Source organism: Pseudomonas sp. NFACC16-2 (assembly GCF_900119205.1).
Taxonomy (GTDB): domain Bacteria; phylum Pseudomonadota; class Gammaproteobacteria; order Pseudomonadales; family Pseudomonadaceae; genus Aquipseudomonas; species Aquipseudomonas fluorescens_Q.
Genome location: NZ_FPIX01000012.1, coordinates 12,721 through 33,374, shown reverse-complemented (window position 1 = coordinate 33,374; position 20,654 = coordinate 12,721). Strand labels below are relative to the sequence as shown.

24 protein-coding genes are annotated in these 20,654 nt (G+C 54.6%); 15 read left to right on the top strand and 9 right to left on the bottom strand.

What is annotated here, in order from left to right:
- The 3 genes from BT116_RS12620 (at nt 1) to BT116_RS12610 (ending at nt 2,356) form a co-directional block, all read left to right on the top strand.
- Nucleotides 1-759, top strand: a complete 759-nt coding sequence (locus BT116_RS12620; RefSeq protein ID WP_063324967.1) for an SDR family oxidoreductase — start codon at nt 1-3, stop codon at nt 757-759.
- Nucleotides 760-953: 194 nt separating this feature from the next.
- Entirely contained in the window at nt 954-1,910 is a 957-nt protein-coding gene (locus BT116_RS12615; RefSeq protein WP_072343996.1) for a 2-hydroxyacid dehydrogenase, read from the top strand.
- Between the two features lie 158 nt (nt 1,911-2,068).
- Entirely contained in the window at nt 2,069-2,356 is a 288-nt protein-coding gene (locus tag BT116_RS12610; RefSeq protein WP_072343993.1) for a type II toxin-antitoxin system Phd/YefM family antitoxin, read from the top strand.
- On the opposite strand, the gene BT116_RS31440 is transcribed toward BT116_RS12610, so the two are convergent.
- Entirely contained in the window at nt 2,357-2,485 is a 129-nt protein-coding gene (locus BT116_RS31440; RefSeq protein ID WP_256572559.1) for a DUF7079 family protein, read from the bottom strand.
- 155 nt (nt 2,486-2,640) lie between these two features.
- Here BT116_RS31440 and BT116_RS12605 point away from each other — a divergent pair, with 155 nt between their 5' ends.
- The 11 genes from BT116_RS12605 (at nt 2,641) to BT116_RS12555 (ending at nt 11,128) form a co-directional block, all read left to right on the top strand.
- Nucleotides 2,641-2,973 (top strand): type II toxin-antitoxin system HigB family toxin, encoded by a 333-nt coding sequence (locus tag BT116_RS12605; RefSeq protein ID WP_072343990.1) that lies wholly within the window; start codon nt 2,641-2,643, stop codon nt 2,971-2,973.
- A complete protein-coding gene (locus BT116_RS12600) occupies nt 2,970-3,608 on the top strand; it encodes a helix-turn-helix domain-containing protein (protein ID WP_072343987.1) in 639 nt (212 codons plus the stop codon). Before BT116_RS12605 ends, BT116_RS12600 begins: the two co-directional genes overlap by 4 nt.
- A gap of 181 nt (nt 3,609-3,789) precedes the next feature.
- Nucleotides 3,790-4,371 (top strand): hypothetical protein, encoded by a 582-nt coding sequence (locus tag BT116_RS12595; protein WP_092156410.1) that lies wholly within the window; start codon nt 3,790-3,792, stop codon nt 4,369-4,371.
- Nucleotides 4,372-4,420: 49 nt separating this feature from the next.
- Nucleotides 4,421-4,999, top strand: a complete 579-nt coding sequence (locus tag BT116_RS12590; RefSeq protein ID WP_072343984.1) for a GNAT family N-acetyltransferase — start codon at nt 4,421-4,423, stop codon at nt 4,997-4,999.
- Nucleotides 5,000-5,041: 42 nt separating this feature from the next.
- Complete coding sequence (locus BT116_RS12585) at nt 5,042-5,407, top strand: VOC family protein (protein ID WP_072343981.1); 366 nt, start codon at nt 5,042-5,044, stop codon at nt 5,405-5,407.
- The gene (gene dapF / locus BT116_RS12580) at nt 5,398-6,222 is read left to right on the top strand and encodes a diaminopimelate epimerase (protein WP_072343978.1); all 825 of its coding nucleotides are present in this window, start codon (nt 5,398-5,400) and stop codon (nt 6,220-6,222) included. Before BT116_RS12585 ends, dapF begins: the two co-directional genes overlap by 10 nt.
- A gap of 312 nt (nt 6,223-6,534) precedes the next feature.
- Nucleotides 6,535-7,611, top strand: coding sequence for a hypothetical protein (locus tag BT116_RS12575; RefSeq protein ID WP_072343975.1), 1,077 nt, complete (start codon nt 6,535-6,537; stop codon nt 7,609-7,611).
- A gap of 191 nt (nt 7,612-7,802) precedes the next feature.
- Nucleotides 7,803-8,900: a sterol desaturase family protein gene (locus BT116_RS12570; protein ID WP_072343971.1), complete on the top strand. Its 1,098-nt coding sequence runs from the start codon at nt 7,803-7,805 to the stop codon at nt 8,898-8,900.
- Nucleotides 8,897-9,712, top strand: coding sequence for a suppressor of fused domain protein (locus BT116_RS12565; RefSeq protein ID WP_072343967.1), 816 nt, complete (start codon nt 8,897-8,899; stop codon nt 9,710-9,712). Before BT116_RS12570 ends, BT116_RS12565 begins: the two co-directional genes overlap by 4 nt.
- Nucleotides 9,713-9,793: 81 nt before the next feature.
- Nucleotides 9,794-10,408, top strand: a complete 615-nt coding sequence (locus BT116_RS12560) for an alpha/beta fold hydrolase (protein ID WP_072344283.1) — start codon at nt 9,794-9,796, stop codon at nt 10,406-10,408.
- 96 nt (nt 10,409-10,504) lie between these two features.
- A complete protein-coding gene (locus BT116_RS12555) occupies nt 10,505-11,128 on the top strand; it encodes an SMI1/KNR4 family protein (protein WP_072343964.1) in 624 nt (207 codons plus the stop codon).
- 253 nt (nt 11,129-11,381) lie between these two features.
- On the opposite strand, the gene BT116_RS30565 is transcribed toward BT116_RS12555, so the two are convergent.
- The 4 genes from BT116_RS30565 to BT116_RS12540 form a co-directional block, all read right to left on the bottom strand.
- Entirely contained in the window at nt 11,382-14,027 is a 2,646-nt protein-coding gene (locus BT116_RS30565; RefSeq protein ID WP_072343961.1) for an AAA family ATPase, read from the bottom strand.
- Between the two features lie 541 nt (nt 14,028-14,568).
- Nucleotides 14,569-15,126, bottom strand: coding sequence for a zinc metalloprotease (locus BT116_RS30560; protein WP_139209439.1), 558 nt, complete (start codon nt 15,124-15,126; stop codon nt 14,569-14,571).
- A gap of 267 nt (nt 15,127-15,393) precedes the next feature.
- The gene (locus BT116_RS12545; protein WP_256572558.1) at nt 15,394-16,140 is read right to left on the bottom strand and encodes a hypothetical protein; all 747 of its coding nucleotides are present in this window, start codon (nt 16,138-16,140) and stop codon (nt 15,394-15,396) included.
- Nucleotides 16,137-17,057, bottom strand: coding sequence for a sel1 repeat family protein (locus BT116_RS12540; RefSeq protein ID WP_256572557.1), 921 nt, complete (start codon nt 17,055-17,057; stop codon nt 16,137-16,139). Before BT116_RS12540 ends, BT116_RS12545 begins: the two co-directional genes overlap by 4 nt.
- Before the next feature lie 212 nt (nt 17,058-17,269).
- On the opposite strand from BT116_RS12540, the gene BT116_RS30555 reads away from it, so the two are divergent.
- The gene (locus BT116_RS30555) at nt 17,270-17,542 is read left to right on the top strand and encodes a hypothetical protein (RefSeq protein ID WP_139209437.1); all 273 of its coding nucleotides are present in this window, start codon (nt 17,270-17,272) and stop codon (nt 17,540-17,542) included.
- A gap of 29 nt (nt 17,543-17,571) precedes the next feature.
- Here BT116_RS30555 and BT116_RS12535 read toward each other — a convergent pair whose 3' ends face one another.
- From BT116_RS12535 to BT116_RS12520, 4 genes are all read right to left on the bottom strand, one after another.
- Nucleotides 17,572-18,258 carry an HD domain-containing protein gene (locus BT116_RS12535; RefSeq protein ID WP_072343955.1) on the bottom strand — a complete coding sequence of 229 codons (687 nt, stop codon included), beginning with the start codon at nt 18,256-18,258 and terminating at the stop codon, nt 17,572-17,574.
- Nucleotides 18,259-18,292: 34 nt separating this feature from the next.
- Nucleotides 18,293-18,682 carry a hypothetical protein gene (locus BT116_RS12530; RefSeq protein WP_072343952.1) on the bottom strand — a complete coding sequence of 130 codons (390 nt, stop codon included), beginning with the start codon at nt 18,680-18,682 and terminating at the stop codon, nt 18,293-18,295.
- 63 nt (nt 18,683-18,745) lie between these two features.
- Complete coding sequence (locus BT116_RS12525) at nt 18,746-19,801, bottom strand: alpha/beta hydrolase family protein (protein ID WP_072343949.1); 1,056 nt, start codon at nt 19,799-19,801, stop codon at nt 18,746-18,748.
- A gap of 100 nt (nt 19,802-19,901) precedes the next feature.
- Complete coding sequence (locus BT116_RS12520; protein WP_072343945.1) at nt 19,902-20,579, bottom strand: phytanoyl-CoA dioxygenase family protein; 678 nt, start codon at nt 20,577-20,579, stop codon at nt 19,902-19,904.
- Nucleotides 20,580-20,654 lie beyond the last annotated feature (75 nt).

The window sequence follows — 20,654 nt, the reverse complement described above, 5'->3', positions numbered from 1 at the left end:
ATGTCCAACGCATTGAAAGTGGCTTTGGTGACTGGCGCCGGCAGCGGGATTGGCCGTGCGGTGGCCCTGGGCCTGATGGAAGATGGCTACACATTGGTGTTGGCCGGTCGCCGGCCAGAGCCCTTGCAGGCATTGGCCGAATTGGCGGCCAGCCAGGGTCGCGAAGCCTTGGCAGTGCCCACTGATGTACGCGACCCGGTCAGTGTCGATGGGCTGTTTGCAACCATCGCCGAGGTCTACGGACGCCTGGACGTCGTGTTCAACAACGCCGGCGTCAACGCGCCCGCCGTGCCGCTGGATGAGCTGACGTTCGAGCAGTGGCGAAACGTGATCGACACCAACCTCAACGGCGTTTTCCTGTGCGCCCGTGGTGCCTTCGGCCTGATGCGCCGGCAACAGCCCCAGGGTGGACGGATCATCAACAACGGTTCGATCTCGGCCCACACCCCACGACCGTTCAGCAGCGCCTACACCGCCAGCAAACACGCGGTGCTGGGGTTGACCAAATCCCTGGCCCTGGACGGACGTGAATACAACATCGCCTGCAGCCAGATCGACATCGGCAACGCCCTCACTGAGATGTCCGTGCGCATGACCAAGGGCGTACGCCAGGCCAACGGCAGCATCGCGGTGGAGCCGATGGTGGACGTCAAGCATGTCGCCGATGCGGTGCGCTACATCGCCGGCCTGCCGTTGTCGGCCAACGTCCTGAACATGACCGTCATGGCCACGGCCATGCCATTTGCCGGCCGCGGTTGAGCCTGCGTGCCGTTCATTTTCGAGGGTGTGCATTCGTGGCGAGGGAGCTTGCTCCCGCTGGGCTGCGTAGCGGCCCCCGTTCTTTTTATGAGCGCTTCGCACTCAAGCGGGAGCGAGCTCCCTCGCCACACACTGATTCGAGCACGCCTTGATTGCGCTTGAGTTAGTTTTTCCTATTTCTATACGAGGTCTAAATGAAGCCAGAAGTCTTGCAACTCAGCCCGATCCTGATCCCTGAAATCAACGCCCGGCTCAACGAGCTGTTCACGGTGCGGCGCTATTTCGAACAGGCCGACAAACAAGCCTATCTGCAAGAACACGGTGCCAATATTCGCGGCGTGATCACCGGAGGGCATACCGGCATCAGCCAGGCGCTCATGGCCCAACTGCCCAAGCTGGAAGTGGTGGCGGTCAACGGCGTGGGCACCGATGCCGTGGACTTGGCCTACGCCAGGGATCGCGGAATCCACGTGACGGCCACCATCGGCGCGCTGACCGAAGATGTCGCCGACCTGGCGATTGGCCTATTGATTGCCGTGTGTCGCGGGCTGTGCACCGGTGACCGTTACGTGCGCTCCGGCCAATGGCCCCACAGCCCGACGCCATTGTCCCCGCTGCCATTGGCCCGGCAGGTGTCCGGCATGCGCATCGGCATCGTCGGCATGGGCCGGGTCGGTCGCGCCGTGGCAACGCGCGCCGCCGCGTTCGGTTGCCCGATCAGCTACACCGACCTGCAACCCATGAGTGACGTGAACCACACGTTCGTCGCCGACCTCAAGCAACTGGCCCGCGACAGCGACGCCCTGATTCTCGCGGCCGCCGCGGACAAGGCTGAAGCCATCATCGATGCCGAGGTGCTGCGCGCCTTGGGCCAGGGCGGGTATCTGATCAATGTGGCGCGGGGCAAACTGGTCAACGAGGTCGACCTGGTGGCGGCGCTGACCGCTGGTGAAATCGCCGGCGCGGCGCTGGATGTGTTTGTCGATGAGCCGCATGTGCCTGAGGCATTGTTTGGCAATGAGCAGGTGGTGCTGCAACCCCACCGGGCGAGCGCGACGTTGCAGACCCGCACGCGGATGGGGGAGATGGTAGTGGCGAGTCTGGTGGATAGTTTTGCCGGGAAGGTGCCGCAGGGGTGTGTGACGGGGTGAGGGTGTAGAGCTTTAAGGGTCATGACACGATCAAATTAATGAACTTGCTATGTTGAGGCGGAAGCGGAGGTAAGGTCTCAGGTTGTGTGCTGGTCTGCGCTTTGCCCGTGCAGTTAATAAAGACCAAAATAACGACCTATTTTGAAGGAGCCGCCTCCATGCAACTCGTTTTGGCTGATGTGGTCGTTAGCCTATCCGAACTCAAAAAAAATCCGTCATCCGTCCTGAACGGTGCTAATGGCGCGCCAGTGGCCGTGTTGAACCATAACCGTGTTATGGGCTACATGGTCCCGGCAAGTGTCTACGAGGCCATGGTTGAGCGCCTGGATGAACTGGAGCTGGCACAGATGGTAAAGGCACGGATCGAGGCCAACGAGACGCCTGTTCATGTGTCTCTTGACGAGCTCATTAGCGAAGCTGAGGCTGATATCGCCAATGGGCATTGATTACATGGTGGGAGTTTCAAGGACTACGCGAGCGATGTAGTGGTAGGTCAGGTCGTCGATCTCGGTATCCAGGAAGAGCGAGGAAAGGGCCTGCCAGGTTTTCAGGCGGTTCGAGTCGACAGGGTTCATGTTTTTGTCTCGGGATGTGTAGGTGATAACCCATTTGGCCCAATGCTGCCGGCCAAATCGCCTGCTGGCCACGGTATGAATCCCGCTGCCGCCAATAAATTGGAGTTGTGAAAAAACACAACCAGAGTACCATCGGCTCAAAGACAAGGAAGCCCATGGATATACTCACGCCATCACGTTTTGACGACGCTGCGATTTTGTACCCGAACGACAAGGCCGGGCTTGATCGATGCCTGCGCATTTTGAGGATGGCTCGCCCCAAAGCGTTCGCGGACCTGCAAAAGCTTTTCGGTACGCACGGTGTCGACTTGTTCAAGCCCAGAGCCGCAATGAATTGGGTGGTGATCGACGTAGGCGGCAATAATCTCAGGGTGATAGGTGGCGTCAACTACACCCGGCAGAAGTTCTACGTCAAACACATCTACACGCATGCCGATTACGACGTTGCCAACGGTTGGTATGCAAGAAACAAAGGGGTAAGACGATGAGCGCAGCCCGGAACGACTTTCAAACCGTGATCGCAACGCTTGGCGAGCTACATGCGGTACTGGATCGCCTGCGCGGTGAGTTTGTGCATGGCATCAAGACCCCTGCCGATTATGAGCGTGCGACCGACCTGCTCGATGCGCTCACCGACGGACGCGAACTGAGCAAGACTGAGGCGAAAATTCTCGTTGAGCTCGAGGAGGAAATCCTGGCCTACCAGCGCGACTCCGAACAGTTTCGCGAGTCGAATGCCGCTTTTGAGGCGACCTGCACGCCTGTGCAATTGATCAAGGATCTGATGGAGACGCTCGGGCTCACCGGTTCGGACCTCCCTGAAATCGGTGATAAAACGGCGGTGTCCAAAGTGCTCAATGGCGATAGGCCTATCAGCCACAAGATGGCGTATGCGCTGGCGGAGCGGTTTGCGATGGAGCCGAGTGCTTTCTTGACCGCGACTTCAGCAAAGGTGGCGGCTCATATCGAAACTGTCCCTCTTTCCGTTAGCGCTTCAGGTCATTACGTTTTGCACGAGGGCTCTCTGACCGCATATTCAGTGGAAGAGGCCGGTGCCAGTGAATACAACGTGGTGACTTCGAAGGGCCACAGAAAGACAGCCAAAGAGCCGGACAAGGGATAGGGCAATCATCTGCTGAAAGGGGCAGGATTGGTTGTCGATTCACGAAAGTTCAGGATGACACGCGTTTCGATACCTCGGCCATTGCAGCCAATCCCCGAACGCTCTATAAAATCCCGCGCTGGCATCGCGTTCTTCTCGACCGTCGTTGGCCCTGGATATCTGACCCGCATGGAGCATCATCGTGAGCCAATCGCCGCGCCCCCTCAACTCCCGAACTGACATTTGCCCGCGCACTACGTCCCGCGTCCTGCGATATACCTGGAGCCTCACCTTACTGACCCTGCTCACCGGCTGCGGAGCGCTATCGGACGTCCGCTCTTTTTCCACTCCCTACTCAACGCCTGATGGTGGTGAGACCGCGCGCTTGCGGGTGATCAGCGATGGCATGGTCAGGGCTGTACCCAAGTCCGATTGCGTGGACTTCCGCCTGCCGGGCGCGGGCGTCATGGTGGCGTTCCGCGATGGCTACGCCAATCGCAACGGCGAAAGCCTGGGCATGCCGGATGACGACAAACACTCATCTTCCACGGTCATGACTGAGTTGCTGGTGCCTGCCGGGCAGCCCATTGCTTTTCATTACATCGGTGCTCAATGCTACAACATGTTCAGCTTTGTCCCTAAAGCAGGGGAGGATTACCAACTGGATGCTGCGGGGCGTTATGAGTGTGAGGTGAGGCTCAAGCAACTGCCCGCGGCAACGACGCAACTTCCCCGTTCATTCTTGAAGGACAGCAAACTGTGCAGGGCGACGGATAACTTTTAGCATGGAGGGTTTTCCAAGGACGCCATAACGTTGAAAAAGGAGTTTCATCATGAGCCCCATCCCCACGTTCAAAACCCGCCGTCTTATCCTCACGCCCCTTGAGCTGACGGATGCACCGGCGATCCAACAGCTATTTCCCCATTGGGAAGTGGTCCGTTACCTGGACAGCCGCGTGCCCTGGCCTTACCCGGATGACGGCGCGCTGACGTACGTGCGCGACCATGCGCTCCCGGCTATTGCAGCCGGACGCGAGTGGCACTGGATGATCCGCATTGCCGAAGAACCGACACAGAGCATCGGCAGCATCAGCCTGTACGACCAACCCGGCAACCACCGAGGTTTCTGGCTGGCGCCGCAATGGCAGGGAAAGGGCTACATGCGCGAGGCTTGTGAAGTGATCAATGCCTATTGGTTTGAAGCGTTGGGGCGCCCTGTCATGCAAGTGCCCAAGGCAGTAGGCAACCTTGCTTCGCGCAGGGTATCGGAGCGCGAGGGCATGCGCATGATCGGGACGCAGCAGGGTGATTTTGTCTGTGGGGCGTTGCTCAAGGAAGTTTGGGAGATGACGCGTGAGACGTGGCTTGAGAGAAGGACCAAACTCGGAGCGCATGAACGGAATCAAGCTTGACCATCATGAATTACATCGCCAACACGAATCAAGGAAGAACCCATGCAACCGTCACTCAATCGAATCATGTTGTATGTCCGGGACGTTCAAGCGACCTGCGATTTTTATGAGCGTCATTTCGGTTTTACCAGTCAACGAAAAACCGATGACCGCGTCACCGAATTGAGCCCGGCAAACGGTGGTGCGATCCTGATGGTTCACCCGGCAGGTAAGGCCGTTAAAACAGGGCAAGTCACCCTAAAGCTTGTTTTTGATCTTCAGGACGTCGAGGGTTTCAAGGCCAAATGCCTGGCCCAAGGCCTGAGGTTTGGCGCTACGCACAGGGCGGACGGTTACTCTTTCGCCAACGCCAAAGACCCCGACGGTAATTCCATTTCCATCTCCAGCAGGGCGTTTGCATGCAGCTGAACTTTCAAAAAATGCATGCCAATGGCGATGACTTCGTTATTGTCGATTCGCGACATTCGGCCAACCCGGTGACGAGTGCCATGGCCCAGCGAATGGGGGATCGGAACCGGGGTGTGGGCTTCAACCAACTCGCGGTATTGCTCGATTGCGACGATGCCGATGCCCGGGTGATGTTCTGGAACGCGGATGGCTCCACGCTGGACGTTTGTGGCAGTGCGACGCGGGGTGCGGCGGATATGCTGATGCGCGAAGCAAATGTTGCTTCGGTAGCGCTGCGCACTAACCGTGGTCTGCTGACGTGCGAGCGTACCCCAACCGGCGACATTTCCGTCGACATGGGTGTGCCGCTTTTCGGCTGGTCGGACGTTCCCTTGACGCATGAGCTGGATACCGCCGTGTTGCCACTTGCCGGCAGTCCAGCCGCGTGCAGCATGGGAAATCCGCACTGCACCTATTTTGTCGATGATCTGGCAACCGTTGATATCGCGACGATTGCCCCGGCCATTGAAACCAACGCGCTATTCCCACTCAAGACCAACGTTCATTTCGTCCAGATCATTGATCGCACGCATATTCGCTTGCGCATCTGGGAACGCGGGGCGGGTATTGCGCTGGGTTCGGGATCTTGTTCGTGTGGCGCGGTTGTCAATGGGATTCGTCGTGGTTTGTTGGACCCGCGCGTTGAGGTTGAATGTGATGGTGGAAGCGTGACGGTTCAATGGGACGGCGTAGGCGCGGTCTTTCTTACCGGACGGGTGGAGGCCGTATTTTCGGGAACAGTCGCAGATGGCTTATTGAATGTTGATAGGCGTTAAATAAAGGGGAATAGCAAACAATCGAAATCTCGTGGAAAAGTTCTGAAGTAGATTCAGGGTTTCATATTTCTGACTTGTTATAGATTTTTTTGATATTGGTTTTTGCGTGCTTATGTCTTAAAAGGTGCGACGCTAAGCTATTAGTAATAATAGATCAATAAATTCAAGCACTTAAGCTGTTGAGCTGCTCGGAGGGCTCAGCATAAAAAGTAAAAATATAGAAGTGTTGGATTTGAATTTTTTTGGATTGTGGACTTGAGTGATAGCAAATGGCCTTTCTGTCATTTCCCTACTAGAGACAAGGAGGTCAGGATGAATACATCCAGCGTGCTGATTATGTCGGTCCTCGCCGTCGCGCTCACCGGTTGTGGAAATTGGAATAGCGTCTATCGCTCACATAAATTTGAGGAGGGTAACTCAGCATTTATTGATATAAAACAACGAGCAATAATCACGGGTGGTGTCACAAAAAATGCGGACGGTTCTGTGAATAGTGTCGTCACTTGCGCGGAGCCCAGCCCTGATGCACTTTCTGCTTATGCCGGGGAGCTGGCAGCAAAGGGGGATGTCGCAGGAAAGGGCGGAGCGGAATTGGCAGGGGCCTACCAGGAGGCTGCGTCCTTTGTTGGAATGCGAAGCCAATCCATACAAATATTGCGGGATCAGCTGTATAGATTATGCGAAGCAAGGATGAATAATGTCATTTCAGCGCCGCAGTACCAAATGCTCTTGGTTAGAAACCAGAAGTACACATTGCTACTCATGGCGATCGAGCAACTGACAGGCGCGTCGCGTGTTCCTGTCGTTGCTCTTACAAGTACCTCGAGTGCAGAGCTGATGGGGAATGTCGAGGTAGATAGAGCGCAGCTTGCTGAGTCCGAAGCCAAGAAAAAGAATATTGAAGCGAAGGCAAAGGGTAGCCCCACAGAAGATCAGAAGAAGGAAATTGCTGCTATCGATGAAAACATAAAGGTATTAAAAAATCGTATTGAGATGGGCCGTCGCGCAATCGCATCTGGTTCTACAACTCAATATGTTGGAAGCTACACGGGAGCATCTCCCATGACGGGTGCTACTTCTGCCGATGTAAAAGAGATGGTGCTCAAGGCCTTCGAGTCAAAAGATTCCGAATATTTGTGTTTTACTAAGCTTGCGGAGTTGGCAGACCCAAATGCTTCCGGTGGGCACGAAGGAGCAAAAGCACTACTTGTAAAGTATTGCGAAGGTATATTAGTTAAAGAACAAAGTCTTGGCTCTGCTGGGAATGGCGCCTTGAAAGGTTTTAATGTTGTGGAATTTGCGTCAAAGATAGAAAAAAATCCAGTTAAATACAAAGAGTTCATCGAGTTTATGAAGCAGGATGCGGGTAAACCGCTTGCACCAGACTGAACCAGCTGAACATTAGAATTAAAAGTACTTCTGTCGCATATTAGTTGCTGCATCGAACGGCGCCGGTATCGTTTACGGTGCCTTGACATCACTCCTCAGCTCATCAATATCCCCAAAGAAAAACTGAAACTCACCCTCCCTTCAACCCCACTGATTTACAATGCCGTTCCTTCGACAGAGAGCGACCGTTCGTGGATGCGTTTTCCCTTGTCTATCAACACCTGGGCGCATGGGTAATCGAGCCCGTCACCCAGCAGTTCCTCGGCATTTTCAACCTGAACGGCCGCCTCGGGGTCCTGTTTCTCTGCGCCTCCTACGGTGTCGCCTATGGCCTGTTCCGTTTCAGAAAACACCGCGGCCTGACCGATGCCCGTTCGTTCTGGCAATTCATTGGCGGCAACCAGGTGCATCTGCACCGTTCGGCACTGCTGGACTATCGCTACTACTTCGTCCGGGCGATTCTCAAGATTGCCCTGGTGTTGCCCATTGTTCATCTGGTCGATCCGTACATCCTGCGCTCCGGGGATTACCTGGCTTTTTTCAGCAACCTCTGGGGCGCGCGTCCGCGCCTCGGTGAGAATTTTTCGCTCGCATTGCTTTATGGGCTGGGGGTGTTCTTGGTGACGGACTTTGTCCACTACTGGGCGCACCGGGCGTTTCATTCGCGCTGGCTCTGGGCGTTTCACAAGGTTCATCACTCGGCGCCAGTGCTGGTGCCGGCTACGGCCAGTCGGGTGCATTTTGTGGAAAAGATCGTCGAGAAGCTCGGCATCAGCGCCTGCATGGGCCTCTTCGCGGGCGGCTTCTGGTATGTCTGTGGTGGTGAGATCAGCCGCTACACGTTGTTCGGTGTGACGTACCTGGTATTCATCTTCAATAGCCTGGCAGCCAACTTGCGTCACACCCATGTCTGGCTGTCCTTTGGCCCGGTGCTGGAACATGTGCTGAACAGTCCGGCCCAGCACCAGATCCACCACAGCGATGCACCGCGCCATTTCAATCGCAATTTCGGCGTCAACCTGTCGCTGTGGGACTGGATGTTCGGCACGCTCTATGTCACCCGCTCGCAGCCCGAGCACTTGCGTTTCGGCACCGGAGAACAGGACCACGCGCGTTACCTGACGGTGTATAGCCTGATTGTCACGCCTTTCGTTGAAACTGCCCGCAAGTGCCTGCCCGCGTTTTCATATCAACGCCAACACGCCACAATGCGCCCAACGCCTGCCCTTGGATCAGCGAGTGCTGACACAGATGAGGCTCAGCGAAAAACCAGCAAGGAACGCCCATGAATTTTTTCAAGAAGCTCTTCGGTTCATCGAAAGCGCCTGAAACCCAAGACGACCAGCCTGCACCGCAACCCCATGAGCTTGCCGACCTGACCGAGGCTGAGGCCGCCAATCTGGCCGTCCGGGAAGCTGGCGCAGCGTGCCTGGATCGTCATTGGAGCGCTGTCGGCACGGTCGAGCGGGATGTCCTTGCCTACCTGATCAGCCCGACCTTTTCCGGCGGCCCGTACTGGCCTTCGACCCGCCAGGCCTACCGCGTGGTGCGCCGTGGCGACGCGATCATCCTCGCCACTGAAGGCCTGTCCGATCCATTCGATGATACGGAAGGAATGGGCAACGGTTTCGAGATGGAATTGTTCGTCGAAACCGCGAATATCCCCGAGCACGCTTATGGCCCCGTGGGGGAGGTCGATCCTTTCAAGCGCAGTTGGGCATTCGAGCTGTTGGAGCACGTCGCCAAAACGGTGGCCGACGCGGGCGGCATCACCCATCAACTCGACCAGCACGGGGCGCTATCCCTTGAGCTTCCCGGGCTCAGCCAATCCCATCACATGAGCGATCAACTGCCCAAACTCTTCGTGACCGATGACGACTCCACCGGCGTTCTACTTGGCGCCCCGGAACCGGATTTTCCTACCCAACTGGATGACATGCCCTTGTCTGCGGTCAGATTGGTGCCGGTGGTATTGATTACGGCGGCAGAGCTGGAATACGTGCGTTCGGGAGGGCGAGCGGCGCGGGAGGATCTGGTGAGTCGTTTGAAGGCGGCGGGCGTTGGGCATATGAGCAGCCTGCATCGGGCGAGTGTGGTGTGAGGCTGGAGCCGGTCATTGAACCTGGCGGTATCCCTTTGGCCTCCTGCTGACTCTTTCAATCCCATTTTCAAGGACGAACCCGTGACCGCATCCCCCGCCAAACTTATCTTCTTGCCCGGCGCCTCAGGCAACACCCAATTCTGGCATCCGGTCGCTGAGCGCTTGGCCCACCCGGCGCAGCCAGTTCATATCGGCTGGCCCGGCTTTGGAGACACACCGCCCATGCCTGGCGTGACCGGTATGAATGACCTGGTGGCGCGTGTGCTGGCCGAGATCGACCAACCCACGGCGCTTGTGGCGCAATCCATGGGCGGTATCGTCGCGGTGCTCGCAGCGCTTGAACGCCCTGAGCTGATCACCCACCTGGTGCTGACCGTCACCTCGGGCGGGGTGGACATGTCGGCGCTGGGCGCGTACGACTGGCGCCCGGATTTTGCGGCGGCCAACTCGACACTGCCGAGTTGGTTTCTCGACGACCGCACCGACCTCACATCCCGCTTGGTCGAGTTGCGCATGCCGGTCCTGCTGCTCTGGGGCGACGCTGATCCGATCAGCCCCGTTCGCGTCGGCCAGTACCTTGCCCAACTGTTGCCCCGCGCTGAACTGCACGTTTTCCCTGGCGCCGATCACAACCTGGGCTTTACTCACGCGGATGAGGCCGCGAGGCTGATCGAGAGACATCTGGCCAGCGAGTGAGCGCAGCACTTGCCGCTTGTTATCGATGCGTCGGACTGATTGTGCGGCGCGGTGTGTTTCAAGCCCTCTAGGTCCCAATACCTTTTCGAGACAACAATGACTGACTACCGCGGACTCATCCTCGAAGACACCCGTGAAGGCGCCACCGACCGCGCCATCGCGCAACTGGAAGCCCGCCTGGGTGCCCGCTTGCCGGACGACTATCGCCAATTCCTCAAGACCTGCAACGGCGCCTCCGTGGAATACGATGTGCTGGCGACCCTGGCCAATGGCGACGAGGAGCTACTGAGTTTTTCACTGTACGGGCTGGACCCGGACAAAGAATATGAATCCAACCCCTTCGAACTGGAGCAACTGCGTGCGCAGCCCGGCTTCCCTGCAACGGGATTGCTGCCGATCGGTCGCGACGGCGGCGCGAGTATCTTGCTGCTGGACCTGCGGGAAGGGCGCCAAGACGTGGCGGCGATGGTGGCGGGCTTGCCTGCCTGGACTGGGCGCCGCCAGCAGGGCGATGAGTACGTGGTGCTGGCGGATTCTTTCAATGGCTATCTGGATTCGTTGCATTTATCGCAAGAGCGGATCGAGGAGCATATCAATCACTTCATGATCAGCCCTGAGAGTATTGAGGCGACGTTGGAGTGGTTGGATAAGGGAAGTCCGGGCTGGCGGGAGCGGTATCGGGAATTGTGGAATGCGAGGGTTGTGGATCGGTTGATTTGAAGCTGAGTGGTGGGTGAGTTTCGCTTTTATGGGGGTATACAGTAGGCCTCTTTTGGATCGAAAGCAGGTGGTCGTGGCTGATTGCTTTCGGCCAGAAGCGGTCACTCGCCTGGGCTGTTTCCGCCCCAGAGCAGAGCGTCACCGTTGCTGAAGGATATGCGTGGATGGATCTGTACTTACAACCAGTAACTTCAGCGGCACTTACCCTCAATCCAGCAAGCGAGGGAAGAGCCGCCCTCCCTCGCTTAACCATTTAGCCTACTTCGCAGATGGGAGGCTTAAGCTGGTCTTCAAACGTCTTTTCTGTGGTTTTCTTTCTTCCAGAAATTTCTTTGGCAAATGCTCTGAGGCTCGCAATGTCTTGCAGCAGTTCGGTTGGAGCTGGACGATTTTCTGACAGCGCCTTGGATTTGTCATGGCCAAACATCCAATTGCTGGTTTTGGTCATGTTCTGCGTGATGGTACTGGCATCTGTCGGCAGAATCGAGAGCTGGCCAAGGCGAAGTGTTTGAACGCTGTTGCGGCCTCGTGTGACAATTTGACAGAGAAGGTCTTGCTCCACCAAAGCCTCCCATGCCTCGCGCAGCAGACAATATATTAAAGCCGCCTTTTGGTTGTAGCTGTCCACATCGCTTTCATACAGCGGTTTGATGGCGTGGACGTCTTCGTCAAGGTTCTGTGCGCGCTGTGCGGTAGTCATGCCACGCCAAGGAGCCTTGGTATAACAGAAGCCGGAGTCCTTCCCGTTCCTTCTGATTGTGAAGACGGAGCGAGCAGGGCCCTGCCCTTGCTCCAAGGCAATATCTTCGCACTTTCCTTCGATTTCCATTATGAGTGAAAGGTCGTGTGTGAAAATAATTACCTGCCGCTCTAAAGCCTCAATCGCTAGACGATGGGCGATTTTTTCCCGGTAAACATGATCTAGAGAGCTTACAGGGTCGTCTAAAATGATCGCATCACTGTTCTTGAATGTTTCTATCTCAGCTAAGAAGGCTGCAATTGAAATAACCTTTTGCTCACCTTCACTAAGAATTTTTCCGGGACGCTTTGTAGCAATGGTAAAACTATGAGAAGTATCAATATCCTTTACTACAGCTGAGATTTTTACGTCTAAAGTCACGCCCATAAATTCCATTTCGCGCCTAAAGTTTTGAACGAATTCGGGTGTCACTAGCTTGGAGATAAATGACTTAGCTTTGGTGGAGAACTTTTGCTTGGTATTGCGAAGACCCCCAATGGCGTCAGAAATGCGTTTGTTAAACATAAGGTTCTTGTGATTCTGGGTGATCTGGTCTCTAGCCTCGTAGAGCCTATGCTGTACCGTAAGCTCTGTTTGTCGAAGGAGGTTTAGCTTGTGTTTTTCTTCAGAGTTGGTTGCTTGTAGCTCGGAAGCTTTCTGAGTTAGAGAGTTAATTAGGTCGATAGATATTTGAGCAGCGTTAATATCCCCCAATGGAAAAGAGGATGTGCCATTACTATTAAAATATTCTTTGCGCTCCTTTACTATCTTGAACGCAGCAGCTAAACCGTGGTCTTTCCCTATTAACTCCATCAAATCATTGCAAAGTGGCTCATAAGTCTCGGCATCCGGCACGATTAGGTTCTGAATGACTAGCCTAGCTTCGTCTAGTACTTTTAATGCTTGGTCGTGCTGTGTCTTACTTTTATCTTTGATGTAGGCATCGAATCGAGCCATTCGGCTCTTGGCGTCATCCGACAAAGGCTGCATGCAAAGAACGCATTTTGAGCCGTCATCGACTTTAGGATAGCTCTCGCCTATATAGGCATACTGCTCAGAGAAAGATTTCGCCGCATTGAATAGTAGTTTCCAAGCCTCAGTATGGGTGCCCCCCAGGGGCTCTTCTGTATCGAAGCTTTTAACAGAAAGCTCATAGGCAATTTTTGTTGTATTGGCTACCGACTCCAAGTTTTTGACATGCTCGGCTTTATTGCTAGGCAAAACAGAAAGACAGTTGGTGAGTTTTGCTATGGCTCGCGGAACTCTACTTTCGACAACTTCTTTTAATTTCTCGATTCTTTTAATTGTCGTACCATTTTGGTACTCCTGAGTGGATGTATTTAGCGCGGCCAACTCGGACTTGCTTTCTTCTGTCCATATCAGCTTGGCATCTATAGCTGCTGAGGTGGTGTTTTCATCGATATTGGCAAGCCATTGATTTAGAGTTGGTGTGTTCTCGATCTCTTGGATAATAGGTGGTTTGCTGTTTCGCATTTTCTTAGAGGCTGCCTCCCGGATCGCTTCTGCAATGGACGAGACGCTATCAAAAATTTCGACGCCTTTAGGCTTATAAGTTACTTGATTGTTCTTCTCTAGCAAGACTTTGCCGCAGTCGGAGTCGTACACGTTGATGCCGGTGAGGTCGGCGAGGGTCTTTCCAGGGCTCCACTTCCATTGCTGCTTTTCACCATTTTTTATGAAAGTGATTATGGCTGATTGTGGGCCGCTGCCTTGTTTGTAAACATTGGGAAGTATCTCGGGCTCTGCATGCTTGGCAAAGCAGGCGTTTTTTAAAACTCTCGTATAGCCTGATTTTCCTGAGCCGTTTTCACCATATATCAATGTTATCCCTTTGTGGCTAAATGGTAGATTGGATTCGTTAGATATGGCATTGATGTTTTGAACGTCGTGGATATTGCAGAGTCTCACGGGATCACTCGCGAGGATCTCGCCTATTATTTCAGAGTTTATCGTCGGAGCGCTGCAATTCTTTTTTTCATTGTCTTCGGCAATGTCGTAGGTAACGAGTACGTTATCAATTATTTCTTTTAGATCTTGTGACGGCAAAGTTTTCTTGAGAAGTAACCGTCTGACGATATCCGCCTCCCAATCAGACAGTTCACTTGCTGCCCACTCAACTATTTCCTTGACCGAGTTCATATCGCAAATGCTCCTTGCCATCGTCAATGTGCCATCTTTTGTACGCTTAGTCCGGGCACCTGTCTATGATCCGCGTAGCCACACACGCAGGCCGGATCCGTCGAGGCAACACTGAGCTCACTAACCGGATCACTTTCTTGACGCATGCCAGACAGGTGTCGGCGACGCTCAGCAACTGAACGCGTCTTTGGCGAAACATAAGGGCAGCAATCGGAGATAAACCACGAGATTGATGCTGTCAAGCGCATCCTTGGATTGACTCTGCCTATCGTGACTGACCGCTTCTGGCCGTTTGCAGCCTTTCGCTGAAAGGGCTGTGGGGAGGTGACCAAGAAGGGGGCGGATCTATTTTCAGAAAATAGATCCCGTTTCCTTTCCCCTTTTCCCAAAATCACTCCAACTCCGCCATTCAGTCACCACAAGGGGCTTAAATTTCATTTGTTTTCGGTCATGTTACCGACTTAAATTTTTCATGTAACCTCTGTTAAGTGGCGAGCTTTAACCACCACAGTGAACAAAGTGAACGATTTTGAGCGTGTTTTTATGCTTTGCTGTAAAGGGCAACAAGCACATCCCAGAAGTCGTTCGATATTATCGGGCCTTCACCAAATCCTTGGAAGTGAGGGCCCAAACCAAGCGCATGGCCAAACTCATGCACCGCAATATCTGAAGGTGAGTTACCGCACTTGCTGTCATCACAAAATTGCGAACCTAAATTGACATAAAGGACTGTGTCGATTTCTCCTGTATTTTTTAAGAAGCTTTTAGGGTAGCTATAGCTACTGGGTGCATCCCCCACATTTCCGCAGGTGTGTTTGTCCATTTTTGGAGCTACAGCCGTTCCGTGACTTACTATTATGCCTCTTGCTATTTGTTCGTCTGGAAGTTTTGATATTGATTCTCTATCGAATATTGGTCTTCCAAGCTTCTCTTCAATTCTGTTTATGGCGTCCTCTGCTCTTGCAATTCCATTTGTTTTTACTGGAATAAGTCCTTCCCACTTTTTGGGCTTCTGATGTGCAATTCCGTTCCATGGCCAGTTTTCACTATTAAGGTTGGTTTTGTTGAGATTGTTAAGTTTTCTAAATTCTCTATCCATGCTGGCGCATCCGATTATTGTTGCCGCTATGAAGATGATCGCTGGGGTCTTAATATGCATAACTATAAACAGACACCTATTGGTGCCTAACTCCCCGCTGTCGTGGTGTATAACATTCCTTTGTTTCTCTCGCTATCTGTGTCTAGGCTGAAGCTTTTAGAGTTTCGATGACCGTACAAAGGTACACTATGGACGGACAGCTTCGTTTGCTCGACCGGTGAAAAGAGAGCAGATTTCCGGGAAATAAATCTGCCCTTTTATCTATAATCATGGTATGTCCCCAGCTTCCCCAAATTTGTTTTTACAAACGTTGTAAGCCTGGTACTGGTCCGTTAATTCAACGCGCTGCCCATATCCTGTCATCATAACGAGATTGCGTTCAGTGATTCCGGTTTTCTGATAGGACTTACCTTGGGCATCAGTGTGAGGACGGAAGCCGGCGGCTGTCATCTCATCAATCAGCTTTTTACGTAGAGGGACGTCAATAAGCCCCCTGTTGTTGCCGGTAGTAAGAAATACGGGGCGATCGGCTTTCAATAACCACACCGGCTGCGCGCTTACATCACCGTTGAAAATGTACATGCAGTCGGTGGATGCGCTGGTGAATTCAGCTTGGCGAATGTAATGGCCTTTCTCATACCCGACAAGGGTGAGTAAGCCTGGTTGGACTAGAGCAAGTGAATCTACTACCGTATTCATACCTTCCTTTTGAACGCCATAATCAAAATATGACCATTTCAGAGGGACCATGCCTGAGGGTAAATGCTCCAAGTGAAGGTCCTGCTTCATAAGGGCTAAATCTTCAGGTAATCCGAAAGGAATCGAGTTGCTGCAGGCAGCAATCAGCGCGGCACAGCTTCCAGCTAGTAGCAACTTTAGAAAATGAGAAAATGGGGACGGATTTATTTTCATTGTATTTTCATTGGTCGAATGGGTGTCCGAATGGCCGTGGAATCCGCACATATCACCTTGAAGCGGAACGGTTGGGGTGATTCGGTCAGAGCGAAGGCTCACTTCTTTCTACTTTCGTTCAACCTCTGCATTGGACTCTTACCGTCCGTTCTGATGCTCGCAATTGCCTGATAGCTCTTCTGGCCCGGTGGCATAATCGGATCGCCGGGAAAACGAAAGTCGCTGAAGGCTTGCATCACTCTCTGATCAAGGGCGGTATCGCCCGAGCTTTGCCGTATCGAAATCACTGGGGCCGATGCGCCGGGGGTGTTCTCCAGTTGCACTTGTACCGGTTTGCTGGCAGACGTCGAGTTAACGTTGTTCTCCAGGGACTTCTCTACGACAGTGATCCGCCTCTTGAGGCGGCTCTGCACTCTGTCGATAAAGATACTGTTGTAGCGATGTTGCTGCTCGATCGTTAGGGGCAAGCCTTTGGCGCGCAGGCGTTCGATGCCTTGCCAAGAGTCATCGCCGAGGTATTGCGTGGCGTTGAAGTAATGCGTCAGCGCGCCTTGCAGATCCTGCGGGCCACCTCGCCCTTCCTCCATGTATTTGGCCAGTCTGGCTTCGCTGCGACGCTGCTCAGGCTTGCTCACGGCACGCTGATAAAACTGTCGCGCATCGGTGTCGTTGACCGGCCCGCCGATGCCTTCTTCGGCCATGCGCCCGAGTTGGCCGTAGGCGCCAACGTCTTTATCGGCTATGGATTGATACAAAGCCTTGGCTTTGGAAAAGTCCTGGGGTACACCGCGCCCTTTCTCGTACAGGTCTCCGAGCATGATCGTGCAGGGCATGTTACCGCTCTGGCTCATGTCACGGATGTAACGGACTTCCAGGGACGTGATCGCTTTATCGTTCCAGTAGGCGAAGCAGCGTAGTTCGGGGGAATCTACGGTCTGGTTAGAGTAATTGCTGGTTTTGCAGCCCGCGACGAAGGCGGTAAGGGTCAGTAAAGCAACAACCTTGCTCATGAACGGCATCCGTTGAACTCCTGCAGCTATCATCGGCAGGTACACAGGAACCTGAAGTGAATCGCCCATAGTTCTGTAGACGCATAGCGACTGCTCCTGGCCGTATGCTGCCTATCACGAAGGCTCGCAATCGGCCAAAAGTAGTCATCCAATCTCGTTTTTTAGCTATCTCCTGGTCATGCGAAATGACCCACCCTTCGATTTCTATCAGAGGTCGGTTCATGAATTCGAATCTTACAATCTCAAATTTTTTGGGTCCGTGGTGTGGGGATTCACCTACAGGTCTGATGCAGCGTTGCAGGGCGGTCTGGGATACTCCTTTAGCAAATTTGACCGACCTGATGGTTGCCACTTTTTTGAATCAGGGCATCGCTGTCACGCAGATGCTTCTTATAGAAGCAAAGCGCCGCATAAAAGAGCAGGAGCGAGATGGGAGCGAGTACTTTGAGGGCCAGCTTCTCGAAGCCATAAAGAGCGTGCAGTCAGGGGAGTAAGTTTTCCCTTCGCCGCTTGAATCCAGTCCTCAGTCGAGACGTTCGATGGCGCGTGCAAGATTTGCGCGTGCCTGTTGCTCGAATGCGTCGAAGTACGCTGCGGTCGTATAGAGGCGCTCGCGCGCCAGGAAGCCTTCAAGGACCTGGCGCCGTTTTTGGCGGTACACCGGCAGGGGCACAAACTGGTACTCGCGGCGGATTTGTTGGTCGTATTCCTCGAACCGTTCGAATGACGCTCCAAGGATCGCCAGGTCCGTGTCCACCAACACCGCTTCGTCTGCCGATGCCGGGGCGCCGTCGTGTCGCGTCACCATGATCAGGTTGTAAAGCCTGTGTCGCGTTTCATCGCCCAGGCCACTATCACGTGCCACGTCGTCCAACCATTGCGCGCTGCGCAGTTCGTTGTCGCTGCGAAGGGGGTCGTAGATCGCATCATGGAACCATAGCGCGAGATCGATTTCGGCGGGGGCTTGGCAGGCCGCGTTGACGAATCGGCGCACTTGAAGGCATTCCTTCAGATGCTGGAGGTTATGGTAGGCGCGGTGCGGCTCGCAGTAGTGTCGAATGAGTTCTTCGTATGTCTCGCGTGACACGCGTACGACGCCAAGCTCCGCCCAGACGCGAGCCCAGGCGTCGAAACCCGTGACATCAGCCACGTCTAGGTCGCCGTGTGTGCTGGCCGTGATTTGACCGTTCTCTTCTGGCGAACCCGTCATCGTTTCTCCTGCGCTTCAAAAATGAAAAAGGTATTTATTGGGCATCACCCGCCGGTTCATCTTCGACATCTTCCGGTGGCGCTCCGTAAGGTGCGCCAATCTCGACCCGATCAGCCTTTACCCAACCGGTATAGTCGTCGCCGCTCTTGGCGATGAAGTTCACTTCCAGCCATGATTCGTCTTCAAGGCTGGAGTAAACGGTGAGAGAGTCGCCGGGTATTACGAAAATCTTCTTATTGGCACAGGCTTCATCTGGTGCTTCGTGGAAATGCAGGCGCCCGGTGCCAATGACCTTGCCTTGCACTGACGGATGAAACTCAGGCACCGTTCCGGAGATCTTTTCCGCCAGGGCAGAACAGTTGACCGCGGCCTGGCTCAGGCTGCTGAAAAGGCACAGGCACAACACGCTTGAACGCAGATACATCTTGGCGAATTCCGTTTGGGGTGGAGGCGTAAAGGATAGTTCGAACACTGCGCAGGTGATCGGTTACAAACTTCCTTTTTTGTCTGCAGGTGATTGCGCCAGAAACTCCGATATCAGCGATGCGACCTGCTGCTGAATCACCGCCCGAGCACGACCGCCATCACCATCCCGACAAATGATCCCATCCCCCGGCACTTCCTCCTCAAGCATTTCCTCCGCTCCGGGCTTACACATCGACATGAAGCTGAAATGGCTCGCATCGCTGATCTCGATGTAACGGCTAGACGCTGGGGGCAGGCGCTTGGCGAGGTTGGCAGATTCCAACTCAGCGGGAAGTTCTTGCGACGGTACTCCAGCAGCGATCACCAGAGCGGGGACAGGCAGCGCGGCCAAGCTTTTATCGGTCAGGCCCCGTGAAAGGCCGAGGTCCAATGTCACCACCGCAGTGACGCGTTTATCGCGCCAAGCGGCGGACAGTTCGGCCTTTGATTCAGCGGTGCCTGCGGGATTCATCTGTTCGTAAACGGTGCAGCTGGCTAGCTGCGGGTGGGTTTTACAGTCTTGGGCGAAGCGCTCTGGGTCGAAGCGAGCGCCGGCAATCTCCAGGGCCGTCCAGCCGCCGAGTGAATGGCCCACGGCTGCAATTCGACCATTGGCGACCCGGCCAAATTTTTCAGGCTGGGTCGTGACCGCATCGATGGCTCGACGCAGATCAACGGGCCGCAGCCATAACTGCGCCGCCGCTTGGGGGCTACGGTCATGGGTGGTGCTGCCGGGGTGGTTGACGGCGGCGACGATGTAACCCTTGTGGGCCAACGCACTGGCCAGCCAGATCTGGTTGCTCCAGTTACCCCTGTATCCGTGAGAGAGCACCACCAATGGATGTTCGCCGGCAGTTGGCGGCGCGTTACGCACGGCAGATGCGCCGACAAACACCGCGTTATCGGCGATCAGTTGCGGGGTTTCGGTCGTTGAGCTGGGGTACCAGACGACCATCTCCAATGCGCGGCCATTGTGCGGATCCGGCAGGGTGGCAGATTGGAAACCGACGGGGTTTTCGCTAGCAAATGCAGTGGTCGTCAGGCAAGCCAACAACAGGGCGCCGAAAGCTGTTTTCAATGTCGTTTCTTCCTTGATTAGACGAATGGGGGGGGCGATAAGCACGGGCATTAAAGCTCAGATTCGAACCGCTGCGCATCACTTTCATCAACCCGAGAAACTAGTCCCCGAAAGCAAACCCCGACGGTGCGAATCGGTCGCGGGTGTCCATACGAATATTGCGTAGCGCCACGGTTTCCAAGTGTGACGCGTAGAGCGACTCCGAGAAATAGCTGATCAGAATGGAACGACGGCGTGCGCCGAGCACGTTCAGGCTTCCCGCATGCACCAGATCGACATCGAACACCAGGATGTCACCGGCAGAGCCCGAAAGCTGTATGGCGCCTGACTCGTCATTGAAGTCGAAGGGCGGGGCATCCGGCTCGGGGCGGTGGCTGCCGGGGACGATCCGTGTCGCGCCGTTTTCGGGGCCGTAGTCGTCGAAGAAAGCCAGGGCGATGGCGATGTCGCCTGGCCGTTGGGCTGACAAGTCGCGGTGCAGTTGTTGGTGACCGTTACCCGCCAGGGGCTCGCGGCCTTCCACTTGGGAGAGGAAGAACCGCTCGCCGATCAATGCTCCTGCCACTGCCAGTAGCTGGGGTAGGCGACACACGGCCTGAATCTTCGGATCATCGTCCAGCATCGAATAGCGCCAGTCCATGCCACGGGGCACTGGCCATTGGTCCGACGGTTTCACTCCTGCATCGAACACGGCACGAAGGTCGGCCAGCCACTCGGTCGGGATTGCTTGACGGAGCAGGGCGTAGCCGTCTTGGTGGAGTTGTTTGTGGTCAGCCATGGTTCGTCCTTGGGCGGGCATTTGGAAGGCTAGTTTGTAAACCAAAGTGGGACCACCCGACATTGGTAAAGGAAG